The sequence below is a fragment of the Umezawaea sp. NPDC059074 genome (assembly GCF_042738955.1).
Classification (GTDB): domain Bacteria; phylum Actinomycetota; class Actinomycetes; order Mycobacteriales; family Pseudonocardiaceae; genus Umezawaea.
Map to the genome: position 1 here is coordinate 61,722 of NZ_JBHYHC010000020.1, position 22,805 is coordinate 84,526.

Below are 22,805 nucleotides of genomic sequence, written 5' to 3' on the forward strand. Positions count from 1 at the left end.
CCCTTCACAACGAAGGGATAACCGGGAGGCCGGGCGAATGCTGCAAATGGCACAAGGCGGTTGTCCGGGTTGCGCTGAATGGTCGTGCGGCGCGCGAATCGTTTCCCGCTCTAGCGGCCGACTATTCCACGCCATTGGCAAATAGCCGTTGTCCGCGTCAACCGGAAGCGAAATCGCCGTGGGCCACCGTCTCGGGGTCACACGTCGTGGTTGCGGGCGATGCGGATCAACTCCGAGCGGCGGCGGTGGCCCAGCTTCTCGCGGATGTTCTCCAGGTGGCGGTTGACGGTGCGCACGGTGATGCCCAGGTCGTCGGCGATCTCGCGGTTGTCGTAGCCCTTCGCCAGGCAGTGCAGCACTTCCCGTTCGCGAGCGGTGAGCGCTCGGGTTTCCTGCCGCAGTGCGCCGATCAGGTGCGCGGCCAGTTCGGCGGGCAGCACGGGTCCGGTGAGGACGTCCACGACGGCTTGCGCCAGTTCGGCCGCGGTGGCCGCCTTGCTGACGCTGCCGTGCGCGCCCGCGCGGAGCGCCGCCACGAGTTCGGCGGGTCCGGCTTGGGACAGCACGAGGATCCGCACGGCGGGCAGGTGCTCGCGCAGGTACCGGATCACGTCGACGCCGTGTCCGCCCGAAGCCAGTCGCAGGTCTACCAGTGCGACGTCGGGGCGGGTCTGCTCGGCCAGGTGGCACGCGGTCGGCGTGTCGGACGCCTCGGCCACGACCACCGCCCGGCCGTCGCGCTCGAGCCCTGTTCGGACACCGTCCCTGATGACCGGGTGGTCGTCCGCCACGAGCACGCGCACCGCGGTCATCCGCGCACCTCCAGCGCTACCGGGATGCGCAGCTCCACCTCGGTGCCCCGGCCGGGACGGCTGCGGATCCTGGTCCGCCCGTCCAGGCGCGCCACCCTGGCGCGGACCGACAGCCGCAGGCCGAGGCCGTCGGTCCGCTCGTCCGGCTGGAAGCCGATGCCGTCGTCGCGGACGCTGACCGTGACGTGCCCGTCGTCGTGCAGGACGGTGAGCCAGACCTGCCGCGCCCGAGCGTGCTTGACGACGTTGGTCAGCAACTCCGCCGCGGCGGCCCCGATCTCGTCCACCGCGTCCCCCGGCAGCCAGACCGGTCCGCTCGCCACCAGCCGAACCGGTATCCCCTTGTGTCGTTCGACGAGCCCGGCCAGCCGGTCGCGCAGCGACACGTCACCCGGCGGTGACAGGTCGAGGTCGGAACGCGCCAGGTCCCGCAGTGAACGCTCGTGCCTGGCCATGCCCTCCGCGACGGCTCCCAGCGCGGGCCCGTCGGACAGCTCCCCGATCCGGGCGCGGAGCCGGGCGAAGTGCTGGAGCACGTCGTCGTGGATCCGGGCGACGAGCCGTTGCCGCTCGGCCAGTTGCGCGGCCCGCTCGCCGGTGCGGGTGACCTGCCGGTGCAGTCCGTCGAGCTGCCCGGCGGCCACCCCGACCGCGCCGCCCAGCAGCACGTAGGACAACCCCCACTCGACCATGGTCAGCACCTGGAGGAAGGACAGGCGCGCCACGTCGACCTCGTTGGCGGCGTAGGCGAACGGCAACGTGAGGCCGAGCAGCAGACCGGCGGTCGCCCCGCCCCGGACGCGGTGGACGACCCCGCACGCCGCGACCGCCGCGGTGGGGTAGGCCCCCATGAACGTGGGGTGATCGGTCAGCATCGCGCCAGGGGGGTGCACGTGGCCGTTCGCCACGACCAGCGCGATGGCCACCCCGAGGTCCACGGCGAGCACGGACCCCATCCGCCGCACGGCCGCCAACGTGAGCCACGCGGTCCAGCAGCCCGTGACGAGCAGGGCGACGCCCGCTTCCACCGGCCGCTGGACCTGCCCGCCGATCAGCGCCACCACCAGCATCCAGCCGAACGCGAGCCAGCGCAGGGCCAGCACCAGCAGCATCGGCGCCGGATGTCTCAACCTCTCCGCGGACATCTACCCGACTCGGACCGTCACCGGAGGGGACTGCCACGTGCACAGCGAGCGGCGCAAGAACTGCTTGCGGCAGGCCGCGACCTCCAGCACGTACTCCGTCGACGGCCGGAGGTCGGGCAGGGTGACCTCGTACCCCGCCACCTCGCGCGCCGCCGCGAGTTCCGGCTCCCCGCGCGGCCACCACGCCACGTTGAACGCGTCCGCGGTCCCGAACTGCCAGGCGAGGTGGATGCCGTCCGCGTCGGCGAACGCGGCGGTGACGCAGGGCCGGTCGTGCGGCGCGCACGCGCTGTCCGGTGCGCGGGAAGCGGACTGCGACTGTCCGATGTGGAGCGTCGGGGTCCCCTCGGCGTTCGCCACGACGGAGCCGCCGCGGAAGTTCACGAAGGAGACGAGGTCGTTCCGGACGGCGTCGACCGGCTGGCCCAGCAGGCCGGACGGCCCACCCGCGGTGGCCCACACGAGGAAGATGTCCCTCGGCAGCATGAGGGGACCGCTCGGCGCGAGGTAGACGACGTCGGCCAGCGCGCGTCCGGTGAACCGCTCCGCCGAGGTCCACGGCGTGTAGCGCAGGCCGGCCACGCCGACCAGGGTGTCCCCGGTCGGGCACCCCAACCGGTCGCGCGCCCACCAGTCGCGCACCGCCGCGTCGATGGTGAACGACGGGCACTCGGGCCAGGACGAGCGCTCGTGGGCGTTGGCGACGAGCAGCGTCGTGGCGGCCGCTCCGGCGGTGAACAGCGTGATCAGGGCTCGGACCGCCACGCTCCGGGACGACGCCCGTTCCGGAGGCGGGTCCGCCGCCAGTCGGACGAGCGACCGGGCTCGCCTTGCCTCACGCCAGGCCCAGCCCGCGGCCAACGGGACGCCTGCGGTCACCGCGCCGCTCAGCGCCACCAGTTCGTCGACACCGGCCAGTCCGCTGGTCAGCGCCGCGAAGCACACCATGGCGAGCACGGTCGCGCCGACGCCGCGGAGCAGCCGCCACCAGCGCGGCGCCGCCAGCCACTGCCCGGCCCAGGCGACGGCCACGTGCCACACGTCCGGTTCCGGAAAGCGCGTTCCCCGCCGGGCCGCCCGCAGCACCGCCCGCCGAAGCGCGAAACCGAGCTGCCACCACGCGATCTGCGCCCCCAGGATCTCCGCCACCACAAGGTTCCGAGCACCGGTGTCCGACAAGCCGATCGACCGCACGAAGCCAAGTCTGGTGCGTGATCACCCCGTCCGCACTCGCCCGGACGGCTGCACGGCCGCATCCGACGTAGGCAACTTCACCCACGGACCCGTGGGTGGGATTGGGCGCTTACCCCGTGACCGCGGCGTCGGCATGATCGAAACGCAGGATGACCGGCACAGCAGAGAGAGGACGACATGAGGTTTCGGCGTTGTCTCGGCGTTTTCGCGTTGGTCCTGGCGACGTTGTCGCTGGGCCTGGCCCCGGCCAGTGCTTCACCGGACGGGCCGGTGACGGCTTTCGACGACCAGTACTACGAGATCAGGTCCCAGCTCACCGGCAGGTGCCTGGACGTGCGGGGCGCGGGGAACGGCGACGGGGTCCCGGTCGACGTCTACAACTGCTGGGGCGGTGCCAACCAGAAGTGGCGGCTCTTCCCCGTGGGCGGCGGGTTCTACGAGATCCACCCGCTCAACAGCCAGCGGTGCCTCGACATCGCCGGACCGGGCGGCGACCTGGGGGCACCCGCCATGCAGTGGGCTTGCTGGGGCGGCAGCAAGCAGCACTGGCGGTTCGTGAACGCGGGCAACGGGTACTACGAGATCAGGAACAGGTTCATCGACCGGTGCCTGGACATCGCGGGCAGCGGCCTCGACAACCCCGCACCGGCGATGGTGTGGGACTGCTGGGGCGGGGCCAAGCAGCACTGGCTGCTCGCGCCGGTGGCCGCCTGACGGTCCACTCCGGACTCCGCACGGAAGACCCTGGTGGCGAACCGGTCCTGGCCGACGGTTCCGCCACCAGGGTCTCACGCCGCGGCGGAATCGTCTTGACCATGGCGGCGAAGCGAACGACAGTAGCCGCATGTCCGACCTTCCCCGCTATCGCCGCATCTTCTTCCGGACCATGGTCCGCGCACGGGCCGAGGCCAGTGGCGAGATCGCCGCGCACCTCGCACGCTCCCTCGCCGAGTTCGGCGCGGTCGACGTGCAGGAGGACGGCGTGTACTACAAGGACCAGGAGCTGCTCGAGTTCACCCTGTCGTTGGAGCCCACCGGTCCGGTGGACGACTGCGTTGCCAAGCTGCGGGACACCGCGCCCGCGGGCTGGCACGACAGCCCGGTCGGGCCCGCGTGGGGTCGCAGGCTCTCGGACGGTGGCGTGCCCTTCCTGCACCCGCACCTCGACTGGGCCACCCTGAGCCCCGAGCAGGCGGCGACCCTGCCGCGGTACGAACCCGGAGACCTCGTGCGGATCCTCGACTGCCCAGGCGCGCGAGAATCGGGAGTGGTCGGCGAGGAAGCCGAAATCTCCAGCGCCGGGGCACCGGTGGATCTCGACGACGTGTGGGGTTACACCGTTCGGCCGCGCGGATGGACGACACTCGTGTGCTTCGACGAGCCGGAGTTGGCGTCAACGGGACACCGCGTGCGGCGAGAACAACCGACTCGGACGCCGGTGATCAGCGTCCGACCGGACGGGGTGGTCACCGGCGGCTCCGGTTGATCGCTGCTTCCAGCCCGACGACATCAAGGTTGCCTTATATAACTGGCAGCCGGTAATGTCGCCGACGCCGAGATCCACGCTCCGGAGGACGCGACATGAAAGACGTGCTGGACGAGTTGGCCGCCGTGCGCCGGACGATGGGCAAGGGCAGCGTGGCCGCAGGTGAGGCGTACACGGTGGAACTGCGCCGTCGCTACGACGCGGAGTGCGAGGACGTCTGGGACGCCATCACCAACCCCGAGCGGGTGCGCCGCTGGTTGAAGCCGGTAGCCGGTGACCTGCGGCTCGGCGGGGCGTTCGAGTTGGACGGTGGTGAGCACGGCGAGGTCCTGAGCTGCGAGCCGCCGCGGCTGCTCAAGGTGTCCTGGCTCTACGGACCGGACGCCGACGCCTGGCCCGGCACCAGCGAGGTGGAGGTGCGGCTGACCCCCGGCCCGACCGGCGACACGGAGTTCGAGCTGGTCCACGCGGCGGTCGTGGGGGAGCCGTCCTTCCCGATCTACGGGCCCGGTGCCGGTGGTGTCGGCTGGGACCTGACCCTGCTCGCGCTGGCCCGGTTCCTGGCCGGTGGGGAGGGCGCCGACCACGAGGCGTTCGAGAAGTCGCCCGACGGCCGCGAGTGCGCTCGGCGCAGCGCCGCGGCTTGGGGCCGGGCCCACCTGGCAGGCGGGGGCGACCCGGAGCACGTCGCTGCCGCCGTGGAGGCCACGACGAAGTTCTACGCACCCGACAGTCCTGCCGCCGAGGACTGACCGGCACCGCTTCGCGGGTCCACAACGGACCGACCACCTGGTGGTCCGCCGGAACAGCGCGGATCTCCGGGTGGCAGGACGACATCAGGTCGCGCCACCCGGAGATCGGCTGAGCCGGTCGGTCCGGTCAGAAGCCGGGGAACACCCGGCGCAGGTCGTCGAGCGTGACGGCTCCCTCGACGGTGACCCCGGTGTCGTGCGGTGCCTTGAGACGGCCGCTGATCAGTCGGATCAGCGCCTCGGGCGGCCCGGTGAACGTCGCCGAGGGCGAGTCGAGGTGGTCCACGACGGTGACCGAGTCGTCGATCACGAGCCCGCCTCCGGGGATCGCGAGGGACACCGGGCCCGTGAGTTCGGCGGGCTTCGCGAGGAAGCCCAGCAGGAAGCCCACCGGACCGGCCAGGAGGTCGACGAGCACCGCGGCGGAGTCGGCGGCCACCCCGGCGTCCGGGTCGAAGGCCACGCGCACGTCCCACGAGTGGTTGGCGACCTCGCTGAGGCGCATGCCCAACGCGGTCACCAGCGGGACCGGCTCCGGCAGGAAGCCGAGGTCGACGGTCAGCGACGAGCGCTGCTCGGGGGTGAGGGCCTCGACCGTGTCGAGCCAGCGGCCGTTGTGCTCCAGGAAGCCCTCGACCTGCGCTCGGGGCGTGGACCCGTCCCAGCGGGCCCAGATCGTCTGGTTGTCCTCGACCGCCACGGTCTCCCCGGCGGCCCGCGCGATCGGTGTGCGACCGATCTCCGCGCCGCTGCCGAGGTGGGAGACGGCCTGGGCGACGGTCCACTCCGAGGCGCCGCTGGTGGTGGCCAACTGGTCGTCGGTGAGGCCGCTGATGAGGTCGGCGAGCACGTCGTGCTCGGAGCGCAGTGCGGTGATCGTGCGGTCCACGAGTTGACTCATGTCGTGGTCAACTCCGAAGTGGACCCGTGTGTTCCGCCGAGGTCAGGCGGTCAGGAACTTCTCGATCGACGAGCGCGGGTCGCCGGAGCGGACCAGGGCCTCGCCGACCAGGACGACGTCCGCGCCCCACTTGCGGTACTCGGCGACGTCCTCCGGGGTGGAGACGCCGGACTCGGCGACCTTGACCGCGCCCGCCGGGATCAGGGGCGCGAGGTCGCGGAAGACCGCGCGGTCGACGTGGAGGGTGGTGAGGTCGCGGGCGTTGATGCCGATGAGGTCCGCGCCCACCTCGGCGGCCCGGTCGACCTCGGCGGCCGTGTGGGCCTCGACCAGCGGGGTCAGGCCGAGGTCGCGGGCCAGGCCCAGCAGGTCGGCCAGCAGGCCGCCGTCCAGGGAGACGACCATCAGCAGGGCCAGGTCGGCGCCGTGGGCGCGGGCCTCCCACAGCTGGTACGGCGTGACGATGAAGTCCTTGCGCAGCACCGGGAGCGTGACGTTCTCGCGCACGGCGTCGAGGTCGGCGAGGGTGCCGCCGAAGCGGCGCTCCTCGGTCAGGACGCTGATGGCGGCCGCGCCGCCCGCCGCGTACGCGGCCGCGAGGTGCGCGGGGTCCGGGATGTCGGCCAAGGCGCCCTTGCTGGGGCTCTTGCGCTTGACCTCGGCGATGATCGACACCCCCGGCTCGCGGAAGCGGGGGAGCGGGTCCAGGCACGGCGGCAGATCGGCGACACGGGCTTGCAGTTCCGCCAGCGGGGTCTCGGCCTGTCGTCGCGCGAGGTCTTCCCGCACGCCGTCCAGAATCCCGTCCAACACGCTCACCGCGGCCCTCCCAGCCTTGCCCACCCCGTCGGGACGGAGCGTAATCGGTCTCTGCCGGAGTGGAGTTCGAAGGTGCGTACGCGCTGGATTGGTCCATACCAGTGAATCCGGGTTTCGACCGACCGCGCCGAGTGGTCCTTGGTCGACAATCCCTCCGGGCGGCTTGGACGAGGCTGGGAGTGGATGTCGATGCGGAAGCTCGTCGCGGCGATTTCGGTGGCGGTCGTGGGGCTGCTCGGGGTTGTGCCGGGGACCGCGGTCGCCGAGCGGGACCGCGGAGCGTCCGGTGAGTGCCGGACGCCGTCGATCGACCGGCTCCAGCAGTGGTTGGCCAGCGGGGAAGGGGCGACGGTGCCCGCGGAGGGCAGCCTGCTCGTCCCGGTCCGCGGGCACGACTACGCGGCCAAGGTGTCGTTCCTCAACGCCGAGTGGCACGTCGTCGTGGTGTGGCTGGGCAACCAGTTCGAGGCCCAGGCCGACCTGTCGAAGTCCGCGGGGTTCTGGCTGACCTACAGCGCGACCGAGGACCTGTACGTGCAGCTGCGCCCGGCGTCGCACTGGAGCGGTGGCGACAAGTGGCTGACGCTGGTGCCGTCCACCCACGGGCGGACGGTGACGAAGTTCTTCAGCTTCAAGCCCTCGGCGTGGACCACGCTGCCGGAACTCGGGACGCCCGCGTACTCGTTCGACTCGGCGATCCGCGAGGCGCGTGGTCTGGTGTTCGTCGGCAAGACGGCCAACGAGATCACCTTCCGCGGGCTGAAGGTGCACGGGTACCGGCCGCCGTGCCTGTGATCGTCGCGGGCACCGGCTGACGGCGAATCGTGTCGAGGACCAGGTTGACCGCGGCGCGTGGGCGGGCTCCCCGACGGGTCATCGCGGTGATGGTGCGGGTGATGGCGGGGGAGAGTTCGCGGGTGGCGACGCGGTAGCGCGGGTCGACGGCGAGTGCGGGCAGCAGCGCGACCGACAGTCCGGCCTCGACGTGCTGCAACGTCATCAGGTAGTTGCTGAACCGGCAGGCGACCTTGGGCTCGAACCCCGCCTGGCGGCACAGGCGGGTCGTCAGGTTGGCCATGTAGGACTGGGGGATGTCGAACGCCCAGGAGTCGCCCGCGTGGGCGGCCAGGTCGGTCGGGCCGCGGCCCGCCTGGTCCGCGGGCACGACGAGCACGATCGAGTCGGTGGCCAGCGGCACGACGTCGATGTCCGGGCCCAGCGGCAGTTCGACGAAGTCGGGCGTGCTGATGATCAGGTCCGCGTCGCCGACGCGGAGGGCCGGGATGCTGTCGTGCGGCTCCAGTTCCAGGAGTTCGACGTCGACGTGCGGGTGGGTGCGGGCCAGTTCGACCACCGCCGGGACGGCCAGGGTGTGGATCGCGCTCTGGAACGCGCCCACCCGCACCAGACCGGTCGGCTCGTCGCCGAGGCTGCGCAGCTCCGCTTCGACGGAGTCGATGTGGTCGAGGATCGCCCTGGCCCGCCGCGCCAGGATCAGACCGGCGGGCGTGAGCCGGACCCGGCGGCCGGTGCGTTCCAGCAGTGAGGTGCGCGTCTCGGTCTCCAGGACGGCGAGCTGCTGGGACACGGTGGACGCGCTCAGGTTGGCCGCCTCGGCGACCGCGCGGACCGTGCCGAGGATGTCGAGCTGGCTCAGCAGCCGCAGCCGGTAGGGGTTGAGCATGAGGCCATTGTTGTGCGGTTCCGTCGAACAGCACAGTCGGAATCGTGAGATGGACGCGTCGCTCGGGCGGTCCTAGCGTCGAGGGCATGGCCGCACCGAGCACCGCACCGACCTCCACCGACTTCTGGGCCGACGCCCGACGGCACCTCGTCCGCTACGGCGGCGAGTTCACCCCCGAGATCATCGACCGGGCGTCCGGCAGCTTCCTGCACACCGAGGACGGCCGTCGCCTCCTCGACTTCACGTCCGGGCAGATGAGCGCGATCCTCGGGCACTCGCACCCGGAGATCGTGGAGACCGTGCGACGGCAGATCGGGTCGCTGGACCACCTGTTCAGCGGGATGCTGAGCCGCCCGGTCGTGGACCTGGCTCGGCGGCTGGCCGAGACGCTGCCCGCGCCGTTGGAGAAGGCGCTGCTGCTGACCACCGGGGCCGAGTCGAACGAGGCGGCGATCCGGATGGCGAAGCTCGTCACCGGCAAGCACGAGATCGTGTCGTTCGCGCGGTCGTGGCACGGCATGACGCAGGGCGCGGCGAGCGCGACCTACAGCGCGGGCCGCAAGGGCTACGGCCCGGCCGCGCCCGGCAACCTCGCCCTCCCCGCCCCGAACACCTATCGACCGGACTTCACCCACCCCGACGGCTCGTTCGACTGGCGGCGGCAGCTGGACTTCGGCTTCGACCTGGTGGACGCCCAGTCCGTCGGCAGCCTCGCCGCGTGCCTCGTGGAACCGATCCTGTCGTCGGGCGGGGTCCTGGAGCCGCCGCCGGGCTACTTCGCCGCGCTGCTGGAGAAGTGCCGCGAACGCGGGATGCTGCTGATCCTCGACGAGGCCCAGACCGGCCTGTGCCGCACGGGGACGTGGTACGCGTTCGAGCGCGACGGGATCGTGCCGGACATCCTGACGCTGTCGAAGACGCTCGGCGCGGGCCTGCCGTTGGCGGCGGTGGTGACCAGTGCGGAGATCGAGCAGGAGGCGCACGACCGCGGCTTCCTGTTCTTCACCACGCACGTGTCCGACCCGCTGGTCGCCGCGGTCGGGAACACGGTGCTCGACGTGCTGCACCGCGACCGGCTCGACGAGCGTGCCCAGCACCTGGGTTCGTTCCTGCGCAAGGGGTTGGAGTCGATCGCCGACCGCCACCACGTCGTCGGCGACGTCCGGGGTCGTGGGTTGCTCGCGGGGTTGGAACTGGTGGTGGACCGCGAGACCAAGGAGACCTCGGACGCCCTCGGTGCGGCCGTCACCCGCCGCTGCCTGGAACTGGGGCTGCACATGAACATCGTCCAGCTGCCGGGCATGGGAGGCGTGTTCCGCATCGCCCCGCCGTTGACGGCGACGGAGGAGGAACTGTCGCTGGGCTTGGAGATCCTGGACCAGGCCATCGGTGAGACCGCGGCGTAGTTCTTGTTAGTTCTATTGTTTCAGTGTTGACCGAAACTAGTTCCGGGAAGGCTGGCGAAGGGCGACCGCGGCGATCCGTTGGACCGCCGCGGTCAACGCCGACAGCACCGTCGACTCCAAGCGCCAGTACTGCCAGAACAGCGGCACGTCGAGGTGGCGGTCGGGGGTGAGGTTGATCAGGCGGCCGTCGGCGATCTCGGGTCCGGCGATGCCCTCCGGGACCAGGCCCCAGCCGAGACCGAGGCGGATGGCCTCGACGAAGCTCGCCGCGGCGGGCACGAAGTGCGTGGGTGGGTCCACGTCGCGGTGGGTGGTCGCGCGGGTGAAGCGGCGTTGGAGGACGTCCTTGCGGTTGAAGCAGATCACCGGTGCCGCGGCGAAGGCGTCCGCCGGGGTGCGGTCGGCGAACCAGCGGGCGTGGAAGGTCGGAGTGGCGACGGCGAGGTAGCGCATCGCGCCCAGGCGCGTGACCCGGCAGCCCTGGACGGCGACCCGTTCGGAGGTGACCGCCGCCATCACGGCTCCGGCGCGCAGCAGTTCGGCGGTGTGGCCCTCGTCGTCGGTGTGGAGTTCGAACTGCACGTCGGGGAGGTCGGTGAGGACAGGCAGGAACCAGCCTTCGAGCGAGTCGGCGTTGACGACGACGGCCACGCGGGCTCGTCCGCTCAGTGCGCCGCGGGCGTCGGCGAGCGCCTCGCGTTCGAGCAGCGCCACCTGGCCGCCGAGCCGGACCAGCGGCCTGCCCGCGTCGGTCGGCTCGCACGGACGGGTGCGTCGGACCAGCACCTGGCCGACGACCTGTTCGAGGGCTTTGATGCGCTGGCTCACCGCGGACGGCGTCACGTGCAGGACTCGTGCGGCCGCGTCGAAGCTGCCGTGGTCGACGACGGCCTGGAAGGTCGCGAGCTGCACCGGGTCGAGGGACATAAGCCACTCTAACGGTGCTGAAGAATCTTTAGCTGGAGTGCGGTGGGTGATCCACTTACGGTCCACGCATGGCTTCCGCTCTCGCCGGTTTCGGCTTCTGCTTCGCCCTCATCGTCGCCATCGGCGCGCAGAACGCCTTCGTGCTGCGCCAAGGCCTGCGCCGCGAACACGTGCTGCCGGTGGTGCTCACGTGCCTGGCGGCGGACTTCGCGCTGTCGGCCGCGGGCATCGCGGGCCTCGGCGCGGTCGTGACGAACGCGCCCGCGGCGTTGACGGCGATCCGCTGGGGCGGCGCCGCGTTCCTCCTCGGCTACGCCCTCCTGGCGGCCCGCCGCGCGTTCCGCCCGAGCACCCTCACCCCGCTGGACCTCCCACCGGCCACCCTGCGCGCGACCCTGCTGGCCTGCCTGGCGATGACGTTCCTCAACCCGCACGTCTACCTGGACACGGTGCTGCTGATGGGCACCGTCTCCCACCAGGACCCGAACCCGTGGGTGTTCGGCGCGGGAGCGGCACTGGCGAGCACCGTCTGGTTCACCGGCCTGGGCTTCGGCGCCCGCACACTCGCCCCCCTGCTGTCCCGCCCGGCGGCGTGGCGCTTCATGGACGGCTCGATCGCCGCGATCATGACCGCGCTGGGCGTGTCCCTGGTGCTGGGGTGAGCGGTCACGCGCGGGGCGGTCGTAGGATGCGCCGATGGCGGACGGCACCCACCTCTACGACATCGCGGTCTCGTTCGCCGGTGCGCAACGGTCCCTCGTGGAGAGTTACGTCAGGGCGTGCGAGGACCTGGGCTTGCGCGTCTTCTACGACCGGAACGTCCTCGTGCAGATGTGGGGCCGCGACTTCATCCAGGAGTTCCGGCGGGTCTACGGGGAACAGACCCGTTACGTGGTGCCGTTCCTCTCGGCGGAGTACCTCAGCACGCCTTACCCGATGGACGAGTTCACCGCCGCGCTTCCCAAGGCGATCGAGCGGATGGACGACTCGTACTTCCTGCCGATCGTCGTGGGTGGCGTCCACGTGCCTGAGCACCTGCTGCGCTCCTCCATCGCGTTCTTGACGGCGGAGGACCACACGGTGGAGGAACTCGCGAGGCACACCGCGGATCGAGTTCTCGCCCCGGAACCCGCACGGGAAGCGCTCCGGGTCCGGTTGCCGAGCATCCCCCCGATGACCTTCGATCCGATCGGCACCCTGGAAGCGGCCCTGAAGCTGGTCGGCGAACGGTTCACGCAGGTCGCAGGCGAGTTGGGGCCGTACGGGTACGCGTGTCACGTGCGCACGTCGGACACGGAGGTCGATGTGCGCGTCGAAACGCACGGCACACAGGTGTACGGCCTGCGAGTCGGGATCGATGGTCGTTTCGCCGGTGACAGGTTGGTCTTGAGCGTCGGATCGCCGCAGATCACCGGAAACGGGTTCAACGGGTGGGCGACCGCGGAATGGGATGCGCGATCCCTGCGGGCGAAGCTGAAGTTCGCCGACTTCGCTCTCCTGGGGACCACCGATTCCGAGGAACTCCTGTCGTTCGACGAGTTCTTCGACCGCTTGTGACAGAAGGTCGTCGACCACATCGACCAAACGCACCGGTAACGGATCCGGGCTCCGCGCGACATGGTCATCGTGGCGCAGGACGAGCTGAGGACCCTGGTTGAGCGGGCGTACGCCTGCGCGGGGAGGTTGACGCGGACCTGCCTGCCTTGCGAGCGACGGCGTTGGCAACCGCGTGCGGGGACAGCGGTGGTCGAGCGAATGGAGACGTCGCGGGTCGTCCACGCCGTCACGGCGGCGTCTCCGGTCCAGCGCAGCCTGAGGGGACCGGACGTGCGCCGTGGATGATTTCGTGGAGGACTTGGCCGGACTGTCCGACGACGAGTTGTACGAGATCGTCGGACTCGACCTGCAGGGATCCGGGCTCGGGGTGTCGCCCGCCGATCGCGCCAGGTTCGGCCGGTTCGCCCGGTCGTGGCTGGACAACAAGAGCGGGCAGCTGTGGAGATGGGTCCGGAACACCGACACCTACCGCATCTGGCTCGAGTCCGCGGGCCGTGACCAGCTGGTCGACCCGGACACCGTCGGCCGCGTACTGGTGGAGGACGACTGGGACCCCCGTGTCGCGGCGGCATTGGCCCTGCTGCTCGTGCGCTCGAAGGCGATGCCGTTGAGCGACGCCTACGACATCGCCGTGTCGTTCGCCGAGGAGCAGGTCGACTACGTCGAGCGGACCGTGGCGGCCGCGAAAGCGTTGGCGTTGAAGGTCTTCTACGAGCGCGACATGGACAACGCCTGGTGGGGGCGCAACTTCGTCGTCGAGCGGCGGAAGGTCTACGGGCAGCTCGCGCTGCACTTCGTGCCGTTCATCTCCGCCAAGTACCTGGCGGAGCCCGAGCCTCGGGACGTCTTCTCCCACGCCGTCATGCGGGCGGTGGAGATCGGGGATCGGTACATCCTGCCCGTGCTCGTCGGGGAGGTGGACGTGCCCCGTGAGCTGGTGCACCGCCAGATCGGCGTCCTGAGAGCGGAGGACTGCACACCCGAGGTGCTGGCCGCTCATCTGCGCGTCGTGGTCGACGACTCACGGGCGAACGGCTCCCCACCGCGCGACTTCGGCGCCGCCGTGCACGAAGCGCACCGGGACCGTGGAGACGTGTCGTGACCGGCGAGTTCATGGCCGATCGGCGTGCGCGCAGGCTCGAACCCGACTGGGAGCGGACGAACGACGACATCCGGGATGGTCTGACCGCCCTGAACGACCAGAACGGGCTCGCCGAACTCGCCGCCGCGCTGGGCGAGTACGGGCAGACCGAATGGGGGCAGAAGTCGGTGAGCCCGTTCGAGGGCTTCCTGGGCAACCTGACCGAGGAGTTGATCGCCGCGCTGGCCGATGGTGGTGCCGATCCGGCAAGGCTGGACACGGTCCGCGTCGTGGGGACGATGCGCGAGGAGATGTCCGCGGAGATGGTGCCGTTCGCGGACGGATCGGGTCTCGTGGTCGTGTCCGGCACGATCCTGAGCCTGTGCATGATGTACAGCCGGTCGGTGGGGGTCGCGATGGACAAGCTCGCGTCGGGCGGGCGGCTGCGGAGGATGTGGGGGGCGTTCACGGCGGCGCGCATGGGAGCCGCGGGCGTCGACGTTCCGGTTCTCGCGAGCGTGCTGCGCTACTACAACGTCAACCAGAGGGTCTACGGCTTGGCGGCTAACCTCGGGCTGAGGATCCCGGAGGAAGCAGGGGTGACGGCCACCCGCGTCTTCCTGCAGTCCGCTCGGTTCGTGGTCGGCCACGAACTGGCTCACCACGTGCTGGGGCACGACTCGGCTCCCAGCGGGTTCTTCCCCGGTGAGCACCTGCCCGTGTGCTCCGACGACCAGCGACGCGAACTCGCCGCCGACCTGATGGCCCACTTCGTCGTCACGCGGATGAACGAGGTGGAGTTCGAAGGCACCGAAGCCGCCAAACCCGCCGCTTTGCTGGCACTGCTCGGTGGGCTGGTGGCCATGGTGGCGGTGCACTCGGCCGAACAGGCCCTGTTCGTGCGTCGAGGCGTGAGTCATCCCCCCGCTTCGCAGCGAGCGGCCCTCCTGCTGGACCAAGTCGACCGGTCCATGCGCGGGTTCGCCGGGATGTTCCTCCCGTCCTTGCTCGCGGCGACAGAGGCGTCCTCCGTATTCGCCGAGGGCGCCGACCTGTTCGACGGGGACGAGGCGCTGGCCTCGCCGATGATCTACTCGCCCTTGCCGATGTCATCCGTGCGCACCGTCGGCAAGCTCGACAAGCTCCAGTGTCAACCGATCGGGCGCTCGGTCGAGTACCTCGTCCACCTGGATCCCGCGATCCCGTCGATCGGTGAAGGTGCTCGACTGGCCGCGCGCGGTGACGCCGCGGGAGCGTTGCGCGCGTGGTCCGTGCCGGAGGAGACAGTGGTCCGCTTCGTCGACCCGCGGCAGGCCTTGACCTTCCACGCGGTGGTGTCAGCGGTGTGCGACGGACTGGAGGCGCTGGGATTGGCGGAAGCTTCGAGGCTGACCTCGGCCTTGATCGCCGCGAGGCTGGTGGAACCGGCGCTCGCGGCCTGAAGAGCGGCCTGTCGTCGATGAGGCGAGTCAGCCCGGCAGCACGTCGGAACGCGCGGCCGTCGTGGTCGGGGTGCCGGTCACCCAGCTGGCGAGGAGGCGGAGTTTTTCCTCGTCCGGGCTGTTCGGGGCGGCGCTGTAGATGACCAGTTCCTGGCCGCCGTCTGCGGGGAGGGACAGGGTTTCGTAGCGGAGGTGGAGTTCGCCTACGAGGTCGTTGCGGAAGCGTTTCACGCCGTGCGAGTGCTCGTAGAGGTGGTGGTCGGCCCAGAAGCGGGCGAAGTCGGGGGAGGCCATAGTGATCTCGCCGATGAGTTGTGCCAGCACGGGGTCCGGGCCGGTTCGGGCTGCTCGGTGGCGGACCGCGGCCGCTACCTGGCGGGCGATCTCGTCCCAGTCGGCGTAGACCTCCTTGGAACGCGGGTTGAGGAACGTCCAGCGGGCCAGGTTGCGTTCGGGGATGGGCAACGCCTCGAAGTCGTCGAGCAGGGCCGCGGCGACGCTGTTGACCGCGAGGACGTCGAAGGTGTCGTTGTAGACCATCGCGGGGGCTGTGCCGAGTGCTCGCATCATGGTGGCGAGTTCCGGGCGGACGACGTCGGGGATGGGGGTGGGTGTGCGGTCGGGGCGGGCCGCGGCGGCTACCAGGGCGCGCAGGTGCCTGCCTTCGAGGTCGTCGAGTTGCAGTGCTCGTTCGACGGCTGCCAGGACCTCCTCGGACACCTGGCCGATCCGGCCCTGCTCCAGCTTGATGTAGTACGCCACGCTCACGCCCGCCAGCGAGGCGACCTCCTCGCGCCGCAGGCCCGGCACGCGCCGCGGGGTGTGCGTGGGCGGGAGCACCGTCGTGGCGGGGTCGATCGCCGCCCGGCGCGAGACCAGGAAGTCACCCAGCGGAGAGCTCATCGTTCCGTTATAGCCGGTCCGCGCCGGCACCGGGTGACCCTGCGAGTAGCAGGAACAGCGGGCGCACGCGCGGTGCTCACGACCGTGGTGGTGTTGGTGGCACCAAGAACGACACCACGCCGAGGAGTCCACCATGTCCCTGACCGTTCCCGCGCTCTCGGCCTCCGGTCCGGACGCGCCGCTGGAGTTCACCACCGTGACGCGTCGCGATGTCGGGCCGCACGACGTGCTGATCGCCATCGCCTACACCGGCATCTGCCACACCGACATCGCCCTGCTGCGCAACCACTGGATGGAGGGCCTGTTCCCGATGGTGCCGGGCCACGAGATCACCGGCGTCGTCGCCGAGGTCGGCTCCGAGGTGACCCGGCACGCCGTGGGCGACCGGGTGGGCGTCGGCTGCTACGTGGACTCGTGCCGCGAGTGCCCGAACTGCCTCGACGGCGAGGAGCAGTACTGCACGAAGGGCGAGGTGATCACGTACGGCCACCTCGACTACTCCGGTGAGGTGACCTACGGCGGGTACAGCACCCACATCGTGGTCGACGAGCACTACGTGGTGCGCATCCCGGACGGTCTCGCGCTCGACGCCGCCGCGCCGCTGCTGTGCGCGGGCATCACCATGTACTCCCCGTTGAAGCACTGGAAGGCCGGTCCCGGCCGCAAGGTCGCGATCGTCGGGATGGGCGGGCTCGGGCACCTGGGCGTGCGGCTGGCGCACGGGCTCGGCGCGGAGGTGACCGTGCTGAGCCAGACGCTGTCCAAGCAGGACGACGGGCTGCGGTTCGGCGCGGACCACTACGCCGCCACGGCGGACCCGGCGACGTTCACCGACCTCGCGGGCACGTTCGACCTGATCATCAACACCGTGTCGGCGGCGGCGGGCCTCAACCAGTACCTCTCGTTGCTGCGCAAGGACGGCGTGCTCGTGCTCGCCGGGGTGACGGGGCAGCCGGAGCCCGTGCTCGGCGTGCTGCTGGCGGCCCGGCAGGTGTTGACGTCGACGAAGAACGGCAGCATCCGCGACACGCAGGAGATGCTCGACTTCTGCGCGGCCCACGGCATCACCGCGCAGATCGAGACCATCGCCGCCGATGAGGTCGGCGCGGCGCTCGACCGGTTGGAGAAGGGCGACGTGCGCTACCGGTTCGTCATCGACGTCAGCACGTTCCCGCGGTAGCGCCCGCCGCGTACGCTCGGCGGTGACGGAGGTCGGTGACGCGATGAACCGACGCAGGTGGCTGGAGCGGATCGAACGCCTCGATCCGGAGGTCGACCACGCCGAGATCTACCGGATCAGCTGCCTCTACGAGTTCCCCTGGGACATGACCCAGTCGTTGAGCTTCGCGCTGTACCGGACGTACGCGGTGCCCAGCATCGGCGGCCTGCTCGCGAAGACCGGCGAGCTGACCAAGCGGACGCAGAAGCGCTACGACGACACCGTGCTGATCCTGGAAGCCGTGCTGGAGCACGGGTTCGACTCCGCCGAGGGGCGGACCGCCATCAGTCGGATGAACCGGATGCACCGGCGGTACGCCATCTCCGACGACGACTTCCGGTACGTGCTGGCCACGTTCGTCGTCGTGCCCAAGCGGTGGATGGACGACTACGGGTGGCGGCCGCACTCGCCGCACGAGGTGCGGGCCGCCGTCCGCTACTACCGGGAGGTCGGGCGGCGGATGGGGCTCAAGGGCGTTCCGGAGACGTTCGAGGGGTTCGAGCGCCTGCTGGTGGACTACGAGCGCGAGCACTTCGCGTTCGACCAGGGTGGGCGGGACGTCTCGGACGCGACCCTGGACCTGATGGCGGGGTGGTATCCCGGCCGGTCGCTCGGGGTGATGCGCCTGGCGACGATCTGCCTGCTGGACGACCACCTGCGGGAGACGTTCGGGTACGCCGAGCCGCCCGCGTTCGTGCGTGCTTCGGTGCGGGCGGGGATGCGGCTGCGGGGTCGGGTGGTCCGGCTGCTGCCGCCGCGTCGGAAGCCCCGGTACGCCCGTGACGGTCGTCAGGTGAAGGGGTACCCGGACGGGTACGAGATCAGCCGCCTGGGGACGTTCGCGCCTGGGTGTCCCTACGCGGAGTGATCGGCGGCTCGGGCGGCTCGCTCGATCTTCGCTCGGCGGTCCTCCCAGAACTCCGCGCCCTTGCCCTGGTCGGCCCCGTCGAAGCCCTCGCGGAGGATGTCGGCGTGACCGGCGTGCCTGCTCGTCTCGGTGAGCACGTGCACCAGGACGCCGAACAGCGTCACGTTCGGGCGTGGCCACCACGGCACGTGACCGGGGGCGTCGATGGCGAGGGCGGTGATGGTCGCGTCGGCGTGGGTTGCCGCTCGCCGGTACCGGTCGACGATCTCGGCGCGGGACTCGTGCTCGGTGGTCCACAGGTCCTCGCCGCGCCGCGCGAGGTCGTCCCAGCGGGGGAGGGGCTCGGGGAACGGCCGGTCGAAGACGTCGCCGAAGTAGCGGGCCTCGGTGAGGGTGAGATGCTTGACCAGGCCGAGCAGGTTCGTGCCGGTGGCGGTCAGCGGGCGGCGCACGTCGTACTCGGAGAGCCCGTCGAGCTTCGCGACCACCACTTCGCGGACTTCGCGCAGGTCGTCGTGCAGGGAGGTCTTCGCGTAGGCGTCGATCATGCCCGTGGAGTCTGCCGTATGGTCGACGCCGACTGATTTCCGTTGGCGGGGAAGGAACCATGAGCGTCGAGATCTTCTACGACGACGATGCGGACCTGAGCATCGTCCAGGGTCGCAAGGTCGCCGTGATCGGCTACGGCAGCCAGGGCCACGCGCACGCGTTGAGCTTGCGCGACTCCGGTGTCGACGTGGTCGTCGGCCTGCCGGAGGGGTCGAAGTCGCGGGCCAAGGCCGAGGAGCAGGGGCTCCGCGTGGTGACCCCGGCGGAGGCGTCCGCGGAGGCCGATCTGATCATGATCCTGGCGCCGGACACCGCGCAGCGGCACGTCTACGCCCAGGACATCGCGCCGAACCTGAAGGACGGCGACGCGATCTTCTTCGGGCACGGGTTCAACATCCGGTACGGCCTGATCGAGGCTCCGTCCGGTGTGGACGTCGCGATGGTCGCCCCGAAGGGGCCCGGACACCTGGTGCGTCGCCAGTTCGTGGACGGCAAGGGGGTTCCGGCGCTGATCGCGGTGCACCAGGACGCGACCGGTGGCGCGCAGGCGTTGGCGCTGTCGTACGCCGCCGGGATCGGCGCGGCTCGTGCGGGCGTGATCAAGACGACGTTCACCGAGGAGACCGAGACCGACCTGTTCGGCGAGCAGGCCGTGCTCGCGGGCGGGACGACGGCGTTGGTGCAGACCGGTTTCGAGGTGCTGACCGAGGCCGGTTACGCGCCGGAGATCGCGTACTTCGAGGTGCTGCACGAGCTGAAGCTGATCGTGGACCTGATGTACGAGGGTGGGATCGCGCGGATGCGGTACTCCATCTCCGACACGGCCGAGTACGGCGACCTGACCCGTGGGCCGCGCGTGGTGAACGCGGCGGTCAAGGAGGAGATGAAGAAGATCCTGGGCGAGATCCAGGACGGGACGTTCGCCGCGGAGTGGGTGGCCGAGGACGAGGCCGGTCGCAACGGCTACCGGAAGTTGCAGGCCGAGGGCGAACAGCACCCGATCGAGGAGGTCGGGCGGAAGCTGCGCAACCTGATGTCGTGGGTCGACCGGCCCCTGACCGACACCGCCTGAGCCCTTCGTGGGCCCGCGATTGGGCGCGGGCCCACGTTGCGCTCAGCCCACGACGTCCCACACGGCCATCTGGATGCCGTTGGGGTAGGTGGCGTGCTCGACCAGCTTGAGCTTCCGCTTGTCGGCCCCGTCCGCGGCGAACAGCTTCTTGCCGCTGCCGAGGACGACCGGGAACGTCAGGAAGTGGTACCGGTCCACCAGGCCCGCAGCGGCGAGTCCCTGCGCGAGCGTCGGGCTGCCGTGCACCAGGATCGGGCCGCCCTCACCCTTCTTGAGCTCCGCGACCTCGTCGAGCGACCGCAACACGGTGGTGTTGTTCCACTCCGGGTCGGTGAGAGTGGATGACACGACGTACTTCGGCATCGCGTTGTACTCCGCGAACTCCTCCATCGTCGGCCACACGGGCGCGAACTCGTCGTAGCTGACCCGCCCGATCAGCATCGCCCCAGCTTCCTGCTGCTCCCGGCCCTTCAGCTCGTAGGCGGCCATGTCGAACTCGACGTCCTTGAACGTCCAACCGGCGTGCGGGTGCTCACCGCCGCCGGGGGAGTCGACGACACCGTCGAGGGACAGGAACTCGGTGACGATGAGCGAGCGCATCGCGGGGTCTCCTTCAAGCTGGTCGGTGCTGCCTTCACCACTGCGTCGAACAGCGACCCCCGGATTCGACACGGGCGGGGAAAGAATTTCAACTCGAGCGTTCGGGCTGGTCAGGGGTGGTTCGGCGGTCGATCCAGGCTTGGAGGTCGTCGGCTTGGCTGTCCTCTCCGAGTTCGCGAAGGTGGACTATGAGGTTTTTGGCGGATCGCACAGTTTCAGGATGATCCTCGCCGAGGGTGCGGCGGCGACGGGTAAGTGTGTCCTCGTCCAACTTGCGGGCGGCTTGGTGTTCGCCCGACCTTCGTAGGCTGATGGCGAGGTTGCTGGCGGATCTGAGGGTTTCGGGGTGGTCGATGCCGAGGGTGCGGCGGCGCCGGGCGAGTGTGTCTTCGTTCAGTTCGCGGGCGGCTTGGTGTTCGCCCAACTCTCCAAGATCGATGGCGAGGTTATTCGCGGATCCGAGGGTTTCGGGGTGGTCGTCGCCGAGGAGACGGCGGCATCGAGCCAGGGAGTCTTCGTCCAACTCGCGTGCGGCTTGGTGTTCGCCCAAAGCCCGCAGTTGGATAGCGAGGTTGTTGGTGAAAGCCAGGGTTGTGAGGTCGTCTTCTCCGTAATGTTCGCGGGCGATCTGGTATGCCCGTCGGGCATTTGGGAGTGCCTGGCGAGGTTGTCCGCTGACGGACAGGTAAGTGGAGCAACGGTTGAGGACTATTGCCAAGCCGTCGTGTTGGTCTGTCAGCAGGTGTTCGCGGTCAGGGGCAGTGACCGCGAGCACGTGGGGCAGTAGTTGTCGCCAGCGTGGCCATACCGCAGGGTTGTTCCACGCATCGTCCGCAGCGTTGCGGAGCGCCAAGTCGAGGGCTGTGGCCGCCCATTGCGACTTAGCTGCTGTAGCTCGGAGCAATGCGGCGGGGATGCGGTGCAGGTGCAGGCTGTCGGTTGTCACCCGTGCCAGAGCGCGGTGGCGCAATCCGCGCACTGTGTCGGTGATCGCCAACGGGTCTTCCGCAACCGACGCCAGTGGTTGGGGCAGCACGTCGGGGTGGTCGGTGATCAGGGTGAGGGGAACTGGTTCTGGGGCCAGCCAAGCGAGCAGGGTGAGTAGTTGCTGTGCGGCTGGGTCGTGTTCGGCCAAGGCGTCGAAGGCCAGCGACCAGGATGCGGCCACCGAGGCTCGCCCATCGGTGGTGTGGTGGCCTCGTGCCAGCAGTTCCTGGGTACGGGATCGCAATAGATCGAGGTACTGGTCTGGGGTGAACGTTCCGTCGGAGAGCAAGGTGGCGGCTTGGTCGAGTGCTGAGGGGAGGTGTCCAAGCTCCTCGGTGACCGCTGTGACCTGCTCGACTGTTAGCGAAGGTGCCCTGGAGTGCAGGAAGCGGGCAGACTCCTCAGGGGTGAATACGTCGATCTCTACCGTTGAGGCGATGCCATCCCACTGGGGATAGCGGGAAGTGATCACTACCCGTGTCCTGCCGCCAGGCAGGAAGGATGTGATTGCGCCGGGGTGCTCGGCGTTGTCGAAGGTTAGTAGGACTCGATTCCGGTGGTGCAGCTCGCCCAGTACTCGCGAGACCGCTGTTTCCACCGGGTCCGTTGAGTCAACCAATCGCAGCGCCTGTCCGAGGGCGGCCAGTTGTTGGGGGATCAAGTTTGGGTCTTCGGCGGCGATCCACCAGACCACGTCGTAGTCCGGGGAGTGGCGATGGGCGTACTCCACCGCTGTGGAGGTTTTGCCGACGCCGCCCATCCCCGCGATTGCCGACACCACCACTGGTCCGTCGCCTGCCAACTTCGATGCCAAGTCGTGGAGCAGGTCGTCGCGTCCGGTGAAGCTTGGGAGTCTGGCCGGTGCGTTCCACAGCCTCACCGCCGTGGAATCGGTCGGTTCGGGGCGGGGGAGGGCTTGGAGTGCGCGGTACACCGCTAGTTGCAGGGTGTCGGGGGTTGTCACGATGGCTGCGGTTATGCCGCTGTCGTTGAGGCGTTCGCGGAAGCCCTCTTGGCGCGCGGCGTGGCGGACGTCGCGCAGCAGTCCGGTTGGGCCTTCGGTGTTCTCACCTAGGAGGAACACCAGGCGGGGGATGCCCAACTCGCCTGCGGTTTCGAATTCCAGTTCGGTGTAGGACACCTCTGGGCGGTCTCGGACTGGTGTGCCGTAGCGGAATCCGGCTATCAGCACATACACGTCCGCGCCTGTGACCGCTGCGCGGCATACATCCGCTGGGGATTCGTCGCGGGCCTCGAAGTAGGCCATGTCGATCACCACGTCGCCTGCTTGGGTGATCGCTGACTCGACCGACGCCACGAATGAGCCGCCGACCGGGTATGTGCGCAGTTCGGAGGTGTGGCTGATGAACACCCGTCGCGCTATCTCGTTCACCGGCACAC

General features: G+C 69.9%; 23 protein-coding genes. 12 read left to right on the plus strand and 11 right to left on the minus strand.

The genetic code is table 11. The features are described 5' to 3' along the window. Positions 1 to 197: 197 nt before the first annotated feature. Genes ACFWW9_RS12265 through ACFWW9_RS12275 form a run of 3 tightly spaced genes read right to left on the minus strand, consistent with a single transcriptional unit; the run spans position 198 to position 3,151 of the window. Entirely contained in the window at positions 198 to 812 is a 615-nt protein-coding gene (locus ACFWW9_RS12265) for a response regulator (RefSeq protein ID WP_390375139.1), read from the minus strand. Further along, positions 809 to 1,957 (minus strand): sensor histidine kinase, encoded by a 1,149-nt coding sequence (locus ACFWW9_RS12270; protein ID WP_390375142.1) that lies wholly within the window; start codon positions 1,955 to 1,957, stop codon positions 809 to 811. Before ACFWW9_RS12270 ends, ACFWW9_RS12265 begins: the two co-directional genes overlap by 4 nt. Next, positions 1,958 to 3,151, minus strand: coding sequence for a hypothetical protein (locus ACFWW9_RS12275; RefSeq protein ID WP_390375145.1), 1,194 nt, complete (start codon positions 3,149 to 3,151; stop codon positions 1,958 to 1,960). Positions 3,152 to 3,328: 177 nt separating this feature from the next. Between ACFWW9_RS12275 and ACFWW9_RS12280 the strand changes: the two genes are divergently transcribed. From ACFWW9_RS12280 to ACFWW9_RS12290, 3 genes are all read left to right on the plus strand, one after another. Further along, positions 3,329 to 3,865 carry an RICIN domain-containing protein gene (locus tag ACFWW9_RS12280; protein ID WP_390375148.1) on the plus strand — a complete coding sequence of 179 codons (537 nt, stop codon included), beginning with the start codon at positions 3,329 to 3,331 and terminating at the stop codon, positions 3,863 to 3,865. 130 nt (positions 3,866 to 3,995) lie between these two features. Then, positions 3,996 to 4,637 (plus strand): hypothetical protein, encoded by a 642-nt coding sequence (locus ACFWW9_RS12285; protein WP_390375151.1) that lies wholly within the window; start codon positions 3,996 to 3,998, stop codon positions 4,635 to 4,637. A gap of 95 nt (positions 4,638 to 4,732) precedes the next feature. Next, complete coding sequence (locus ACFWW9_RS12290) at positions 4,733 to 5,389, plus strand: SRPBCC domain-containing protein (RefSeq protein ID WP_390375154.1); 657 nt, start codon at positions 4,733 to 4,735, stop codon at positions 5,387 to 5,389. 127 nt (positions 5,390 to 5,516) lie between these two features. On the opposite strand, the gene ACFWW9_RS12295 is transcribed toward ACFWW9_RS12290, so the two are convergent. Both ACFWW9_RS12295 and trpC read right to left on the minus strand, forming a co-directional pair. Further along, entirely contained in the window at positions 5,517 to 6,290 is a 774-nt protein-coding gene (locus tag ACFWW9_RS12295; protein ID WP_390375157.1) for a maleylpyruvate isomerase family mycothiol-dependent enzyme, read from the minus strand. Positions 6,291 to 6,332: 42 nt separating this feature from the next. Next, entirely contained in the window at positions 6,333 to 7,109 is a 777-nt protein-coding gene (trpC, locus tag ACFWW9_RS12300; protein ID WP_390375160.1) for an indole-3-glycerol phosphate synthase TrpC, read from the minus strand. Positions 7,110 to 7,298: 189 nt separating this feature from the next. Here trpC and ACFWW9_RS12305 point away from each other — a divergent pair, with 189 nt between their 5' ends. Then, positions 7,299 to 7,904: a hypothetical protein gene (locus ACFWW9_RS12305; protein ID WP_390375163.1), complete on the plus strand. Its 606-nt coding sequence runs from the start codon at positions 7,299 to 7,301 to the stop codon at positions 7,902 to 7,904. Here the strand turns inward: ACFWW9_RS12305 and ACFWW9_RS12310 are convergent. Next, the gene (locus ACFWW9_RS12310) at positions 7,855 to 8,793 is read right to left on the minus strand and encodes a LysR family transcriptional regulator (RefSeq protein ID WP_390375166.1); all 939 of its coding nucleotides are present in this window, start codon (positions 8,791 to 8,793) and stop codon (positions 7,855 to 7,857) included. The two genes, ACFWW9_RS12305 and ACFWW9_RS12310, sit on opposite strands and share 50 nt — an antisense overlap. Positions 8,794 to 8,879: 86 nt before the next feature. Here ACFWW9_RS12310 and ACFWW9_RS12315 point away from each other — a divergent pair, with 86 nt between their 5' ends. Continuing rightward, entirely contained in the window at positions 8,880 to 10,199 is a 1,320-nt protein-coding gene (locus ACFWW9_RS12315; RefSeq protein WP_390375169.1) for an aspartate aminotransferase family protein, read from the plus strand. 36 nt (positions 10,200 to 10,235) lie between these two features. Here the strand turns inward: ACFWW9_RS12315 and ACFWW9_RS12320 are convergent, their stop codons facing one another. Continuing rightward, complete coding sequence (locus ACFWW9_RS12320) at positions 10,236 to 11,126, minus strand: LysR family transcriptional regulator ArgP (RefSeq protein WP_390375172.1); 891 nt, start codon at positions 11,124 to 11,126, stop codon at positions 10,236 to 10,238. 68 nt (positions 11,127 to 11,194) lie between these two features. On the opposite strand from ACFWW9_RS12320, the gene ACFWW9_RS12325 reads away from it, so the two are divergent. The 4 genes from ACFWW9_RS12325 (at position 11,195) to ACFWW9_RS12340 (ending at position 15,206) form a co-directional block, all read left to right on the plus strand. Continuing rightward, the gene (locus tag ACFWW9_RS12325; protein ID WP_390375175.1) at positions 11,195 to 11,788 is read left to right on the plus strand and encodes a LysE/ArgO family amino acid transporter; all 594 of its coding nucleotides are present in this window, start codon (positions 11,195 to 11,197) and stop codon (positions 11,786 to 11,788) included. A 34-nt stretch (positions 11,789 to 11,822) separates the two neighbouring features. Then, complete coding sequence (locus ACFWW9_RS12330) at positions 11,823 to 12,683, plus strand: TIR domain-containing protein (RefSeq protein WP_390375178.1); 861 nt, start codon at positions 11,823 to 11,825, stop codon at positions 12,681 to 12,683. Positions 12,684 to 12,972: 289 nt separating this feature from the next. After that, entirely contained in the window at positions 12,973 to 13,785 is an 813-nt protein-coding gene (locus tag ACFWW9_RS12335; protein ID WP_390375181.1) for a hypothetical protein, read from the plus strand. Further along, entirely contained in the window at positions 13,782 to 15,206 is a 1,425-nt protein-coding gene (locus ACFWW9_RS12340) for an ImmA/IrrE family metallo-endopeptidase (RefSeq protein ID WP_390375184.1), read from the plus strand. The genes ACFWW9_RS12335 and ACFWW9_RS12340 overlap by 4 nt, the downstream gene beginning before the upstream one ends. A 27-nt stretch (positions 15,207 to 15,233) precedes the next feature. Here ACFWW9_RS12340 and ACFWW9_RS12345 read toward each other — a convergent pair whose 3' ends face one another. Next, on the minus strand, positions 15,234 to 16,109 hold the full coding sequence (locus tag ACFWW9_RS12345) for a helix-turn-helix transcriptional regulator (protein ID WP_390375187.1): 876 nt from the start codon (positions 16,107 to 16,109) through the stop codon (positions 15,234 to 15,236). A 133-nt stretch (positions 16,110 to 16,242) separates the two neighbouring features. Here ACFWW9_RS12345 and ACFWW9_RS12350 point away from each other — a divergent pair, with 133 nt between their 5' ends. Both ACFWW9_RS12350 and ACFWW9_RS12355 read left to right on the plus strand, forming a co-directional pair. Further along, positions 16,243 to 17,289, plus strand: a complete 1,047-nt coding sequence (locus ACFWW9_RS12350) for an NAD(P)-dependent alcohol dehydrogenase (RefSeq protein ID WP_390375190.1) — start codon at positions 16,243 to 16,245, stop codon at positions 17,287 to 17,289. Between the two features lie 43 nt (positions 17,290 to 17,332). Then, entirely contained in the window at positions 17,333 to 18,196 is an 864-nt protein-coding gene (locus ACFWW9_RS12355) for an oxygenase MpaB family protein (RefSeq protein ID WP_390375193.1), read from the plus strand. Here ACFWW9_RS12355 and ACFWW9_RS12360 read toward each other — a convergent pair. After that, entirely contained in the window at positions 18,184 to 18,744 is a 561-nt protein-coding gene (locus ACFWW9_RS12360; protein WP_390375196.1) for a DinB family protein, read from the minus strand. The two genes, ACFWW9_RS12355 and ACFWW9_RS12360, sit on opposite strands and share 13 nt — an antisense overlap. A 59-nt stretch (positions 18,745 to 18,803) precedes the next feature. Here ACFWW9_RS12360 and ilvC point away from each other — a divergent pair, with 59 nt between their 5' ends. Then, complete coding sequence (gene ilvC, locus ACFWW9_RS12365) at positions 18,804 to 19,817, plus strand: ketol-acid reductoisomerase (protein ID WP_390375199.1); 1,014 nt, start codon at positions 18,804 to 18,806, stop codon at positions 19,815 to 19,817. A gap of 42 nt (positions 19,818 to 19,859) precedes the next feature. Here the strand turns inward: ilvC and ACFWW9_RS12370 are convergent, their stop codons facing one another. Next, positions 19,860 to 20,417, minus strand: a complete 558-nt coding sequence (locus ACFWW9_RS12370) for a dihydrofolate reductase family protein (RefSeq protein ID WP_390375202.1) — start codon at positions 20,415 to 20,417, stop codon at positions 19,860 to 19,862. Between the two features lie 88 nt (positions 20,418 to 20,505). Then, positions 20,506 to 22,797 carry an FxSxx-COOH system tetratricopeptide repeat protein gene (gene fxsT / locus ACFWW9_RS12375; RefSeq protein WP_390375205.1) on the minus strand — a complete coding sequence of 764 codons (2,292 nt, stop codon included), beginning with the start codon at positions 22,795 to 22,797 and terminating at the stop codon, positions 20,506 to 20,508. Positions 22,798 to 22,805 lie beyond the last annotated feature (8 nt).

What these genes read in the sequence shown, in the direction of transcription:
- ACFWW9_RS12265 (WP_390375139.1), bottom strand. Translation starts at nt 812, where the DNA reads ATGACCGCGGTGCGCGTGCTCGTGGCGGACGACCACCCGGTCATCAGG.
- ACFWW9_RS12270 (WP_390375142.1), bottom strand. Translation starts at nt 1,957, where the DNA reads ATGTCCGCGGAGAGGTTGAGACATCCGGCGCCGATGCTGCTGGTGCTG.
- ACFWW9_RS12280 (WP_390375148.1), top strand. Translation starts at nt 3,329, where the DNA reads ATGAGGTTTCGGCGTTGTCTCGGCGTTTTCGCGTTGGTCCTGGCGACG.
- ACFWW9_RS12285 (WP_390375151.1), top strand. Translation starts at nt 3,996, where the DNA reads ATGTCCGACCTTCCCCGCTATCGCCGCATCTTCTTCCGGACCATGGTC.
- ACFWW9_RS12290 (WP_390375154.1), top strand. Translation starts at nt 4,733, where the DNA reads ATGAAAGACGTGCTGGACGAGTTGGCCGCCGTGCGCCGGACGATGGGC.
- ACFWW9_RS12295 (WP_390375157.1), bottom strand. Translation starts at nt 6,290, where the DNA reads ATGAGTCAACTCGTGGACCGCACGATCACCGCACTGCGCTCCGAGCAC.
- ACFWW9_RS12305 (WP_390375163.1), top strand. Translation starts at nt 7,299, where the DNA reads ATGCGGAAGCTCGTCGCGGCGATTTCGGTGGCGGTCGTGGGGCTGCTC.
- ACFWW9_RS12310 (WP_390375166.1), bottom strand. Translation starts at nt 8,793, where the DNA reads ATGCTCAACCCCTACCGGCTGCGGCTGCTGAGCCAGCTCGACATCCTC.
- ACFWW9_RS12315 (WP_390375169.1), top strand. Translation starts at nt 8,880, where the DNA reads ATGGCCGCACCGAGCACCGCACCGACCTCCACCGACTTCTGGGCCGAC.
- ACFWW9_RS12320 (WP_390375172.1), bottom strand. Translation starts at nt 11,126, where the DNA reads ATGTCCCTCGACCCGGTGCAGCTCGCGACCTTCCAGGCCGTCGTCGAC.
- ACFWW9_RS12325 (WP_390375175.1), top strand. Translation starts at nt 11,195, where the DNA reads ATGGCTTCCGCTCTCGCCGGTTTCGGCTTCTGCTTCGCCCTCATCGTC.
- ACFWW9_RS12330 (WP_390375178.1), top strand. Translation starts at nt 11,823, where the DNA reads ATGGCGGACGGCACCCACCTCTACGACATCGCGGTCTCGTTCGCCGGT.
- ACFWW9_RS12345 (WP_390375187.1), bottom strand. Translation starts at nt 16,109, where the DNA reads ATGAGCTCTCCGCTGGGTGACTTCCTGGTCTCGCGCCGGGCGGCGATC.
- ACFWW9_RS12350 (WP_390375190.1), top strand. Translation starts at nt 16,243, where the DNA reads ATGTCCCTGACCGTTCCCGCGCTCTCGGCCTCCGGTCCGGACGCGCCG.
- ACFWW9_RS12355 (WP_390375193.1), top strand. Translation starts at nt 17,333, where the DNA reads ATGAACCGACGCAGGTGGCTGGAGCGGATCGAACGCCTCGATCCGGAG.
- ACFWW9_RS12360 (WP_390375196.1), bottom strand. Translation starts at nt 18,744, where the DNA reads ATGATCGACGCCTACGCGAAGACCTCCCTGCACGACGACCTGCGCGAA.
- ilvC (WP_390375199.1), top strand. Translation starts at nt 18,804, where the DNA reads ATGAGCGTCGAGATCTTCTACGACGACGATGCGGACCTGAGCATCGTC.
- ACFWW9_RS12370 (WP_390375202.1), bottom strand. Translation starts at nt 20,417, where the DNA reads ATGCGCTCGCTCATCGTCACCGAGTTCCTGTCCCTCGACGGTGTCGTC.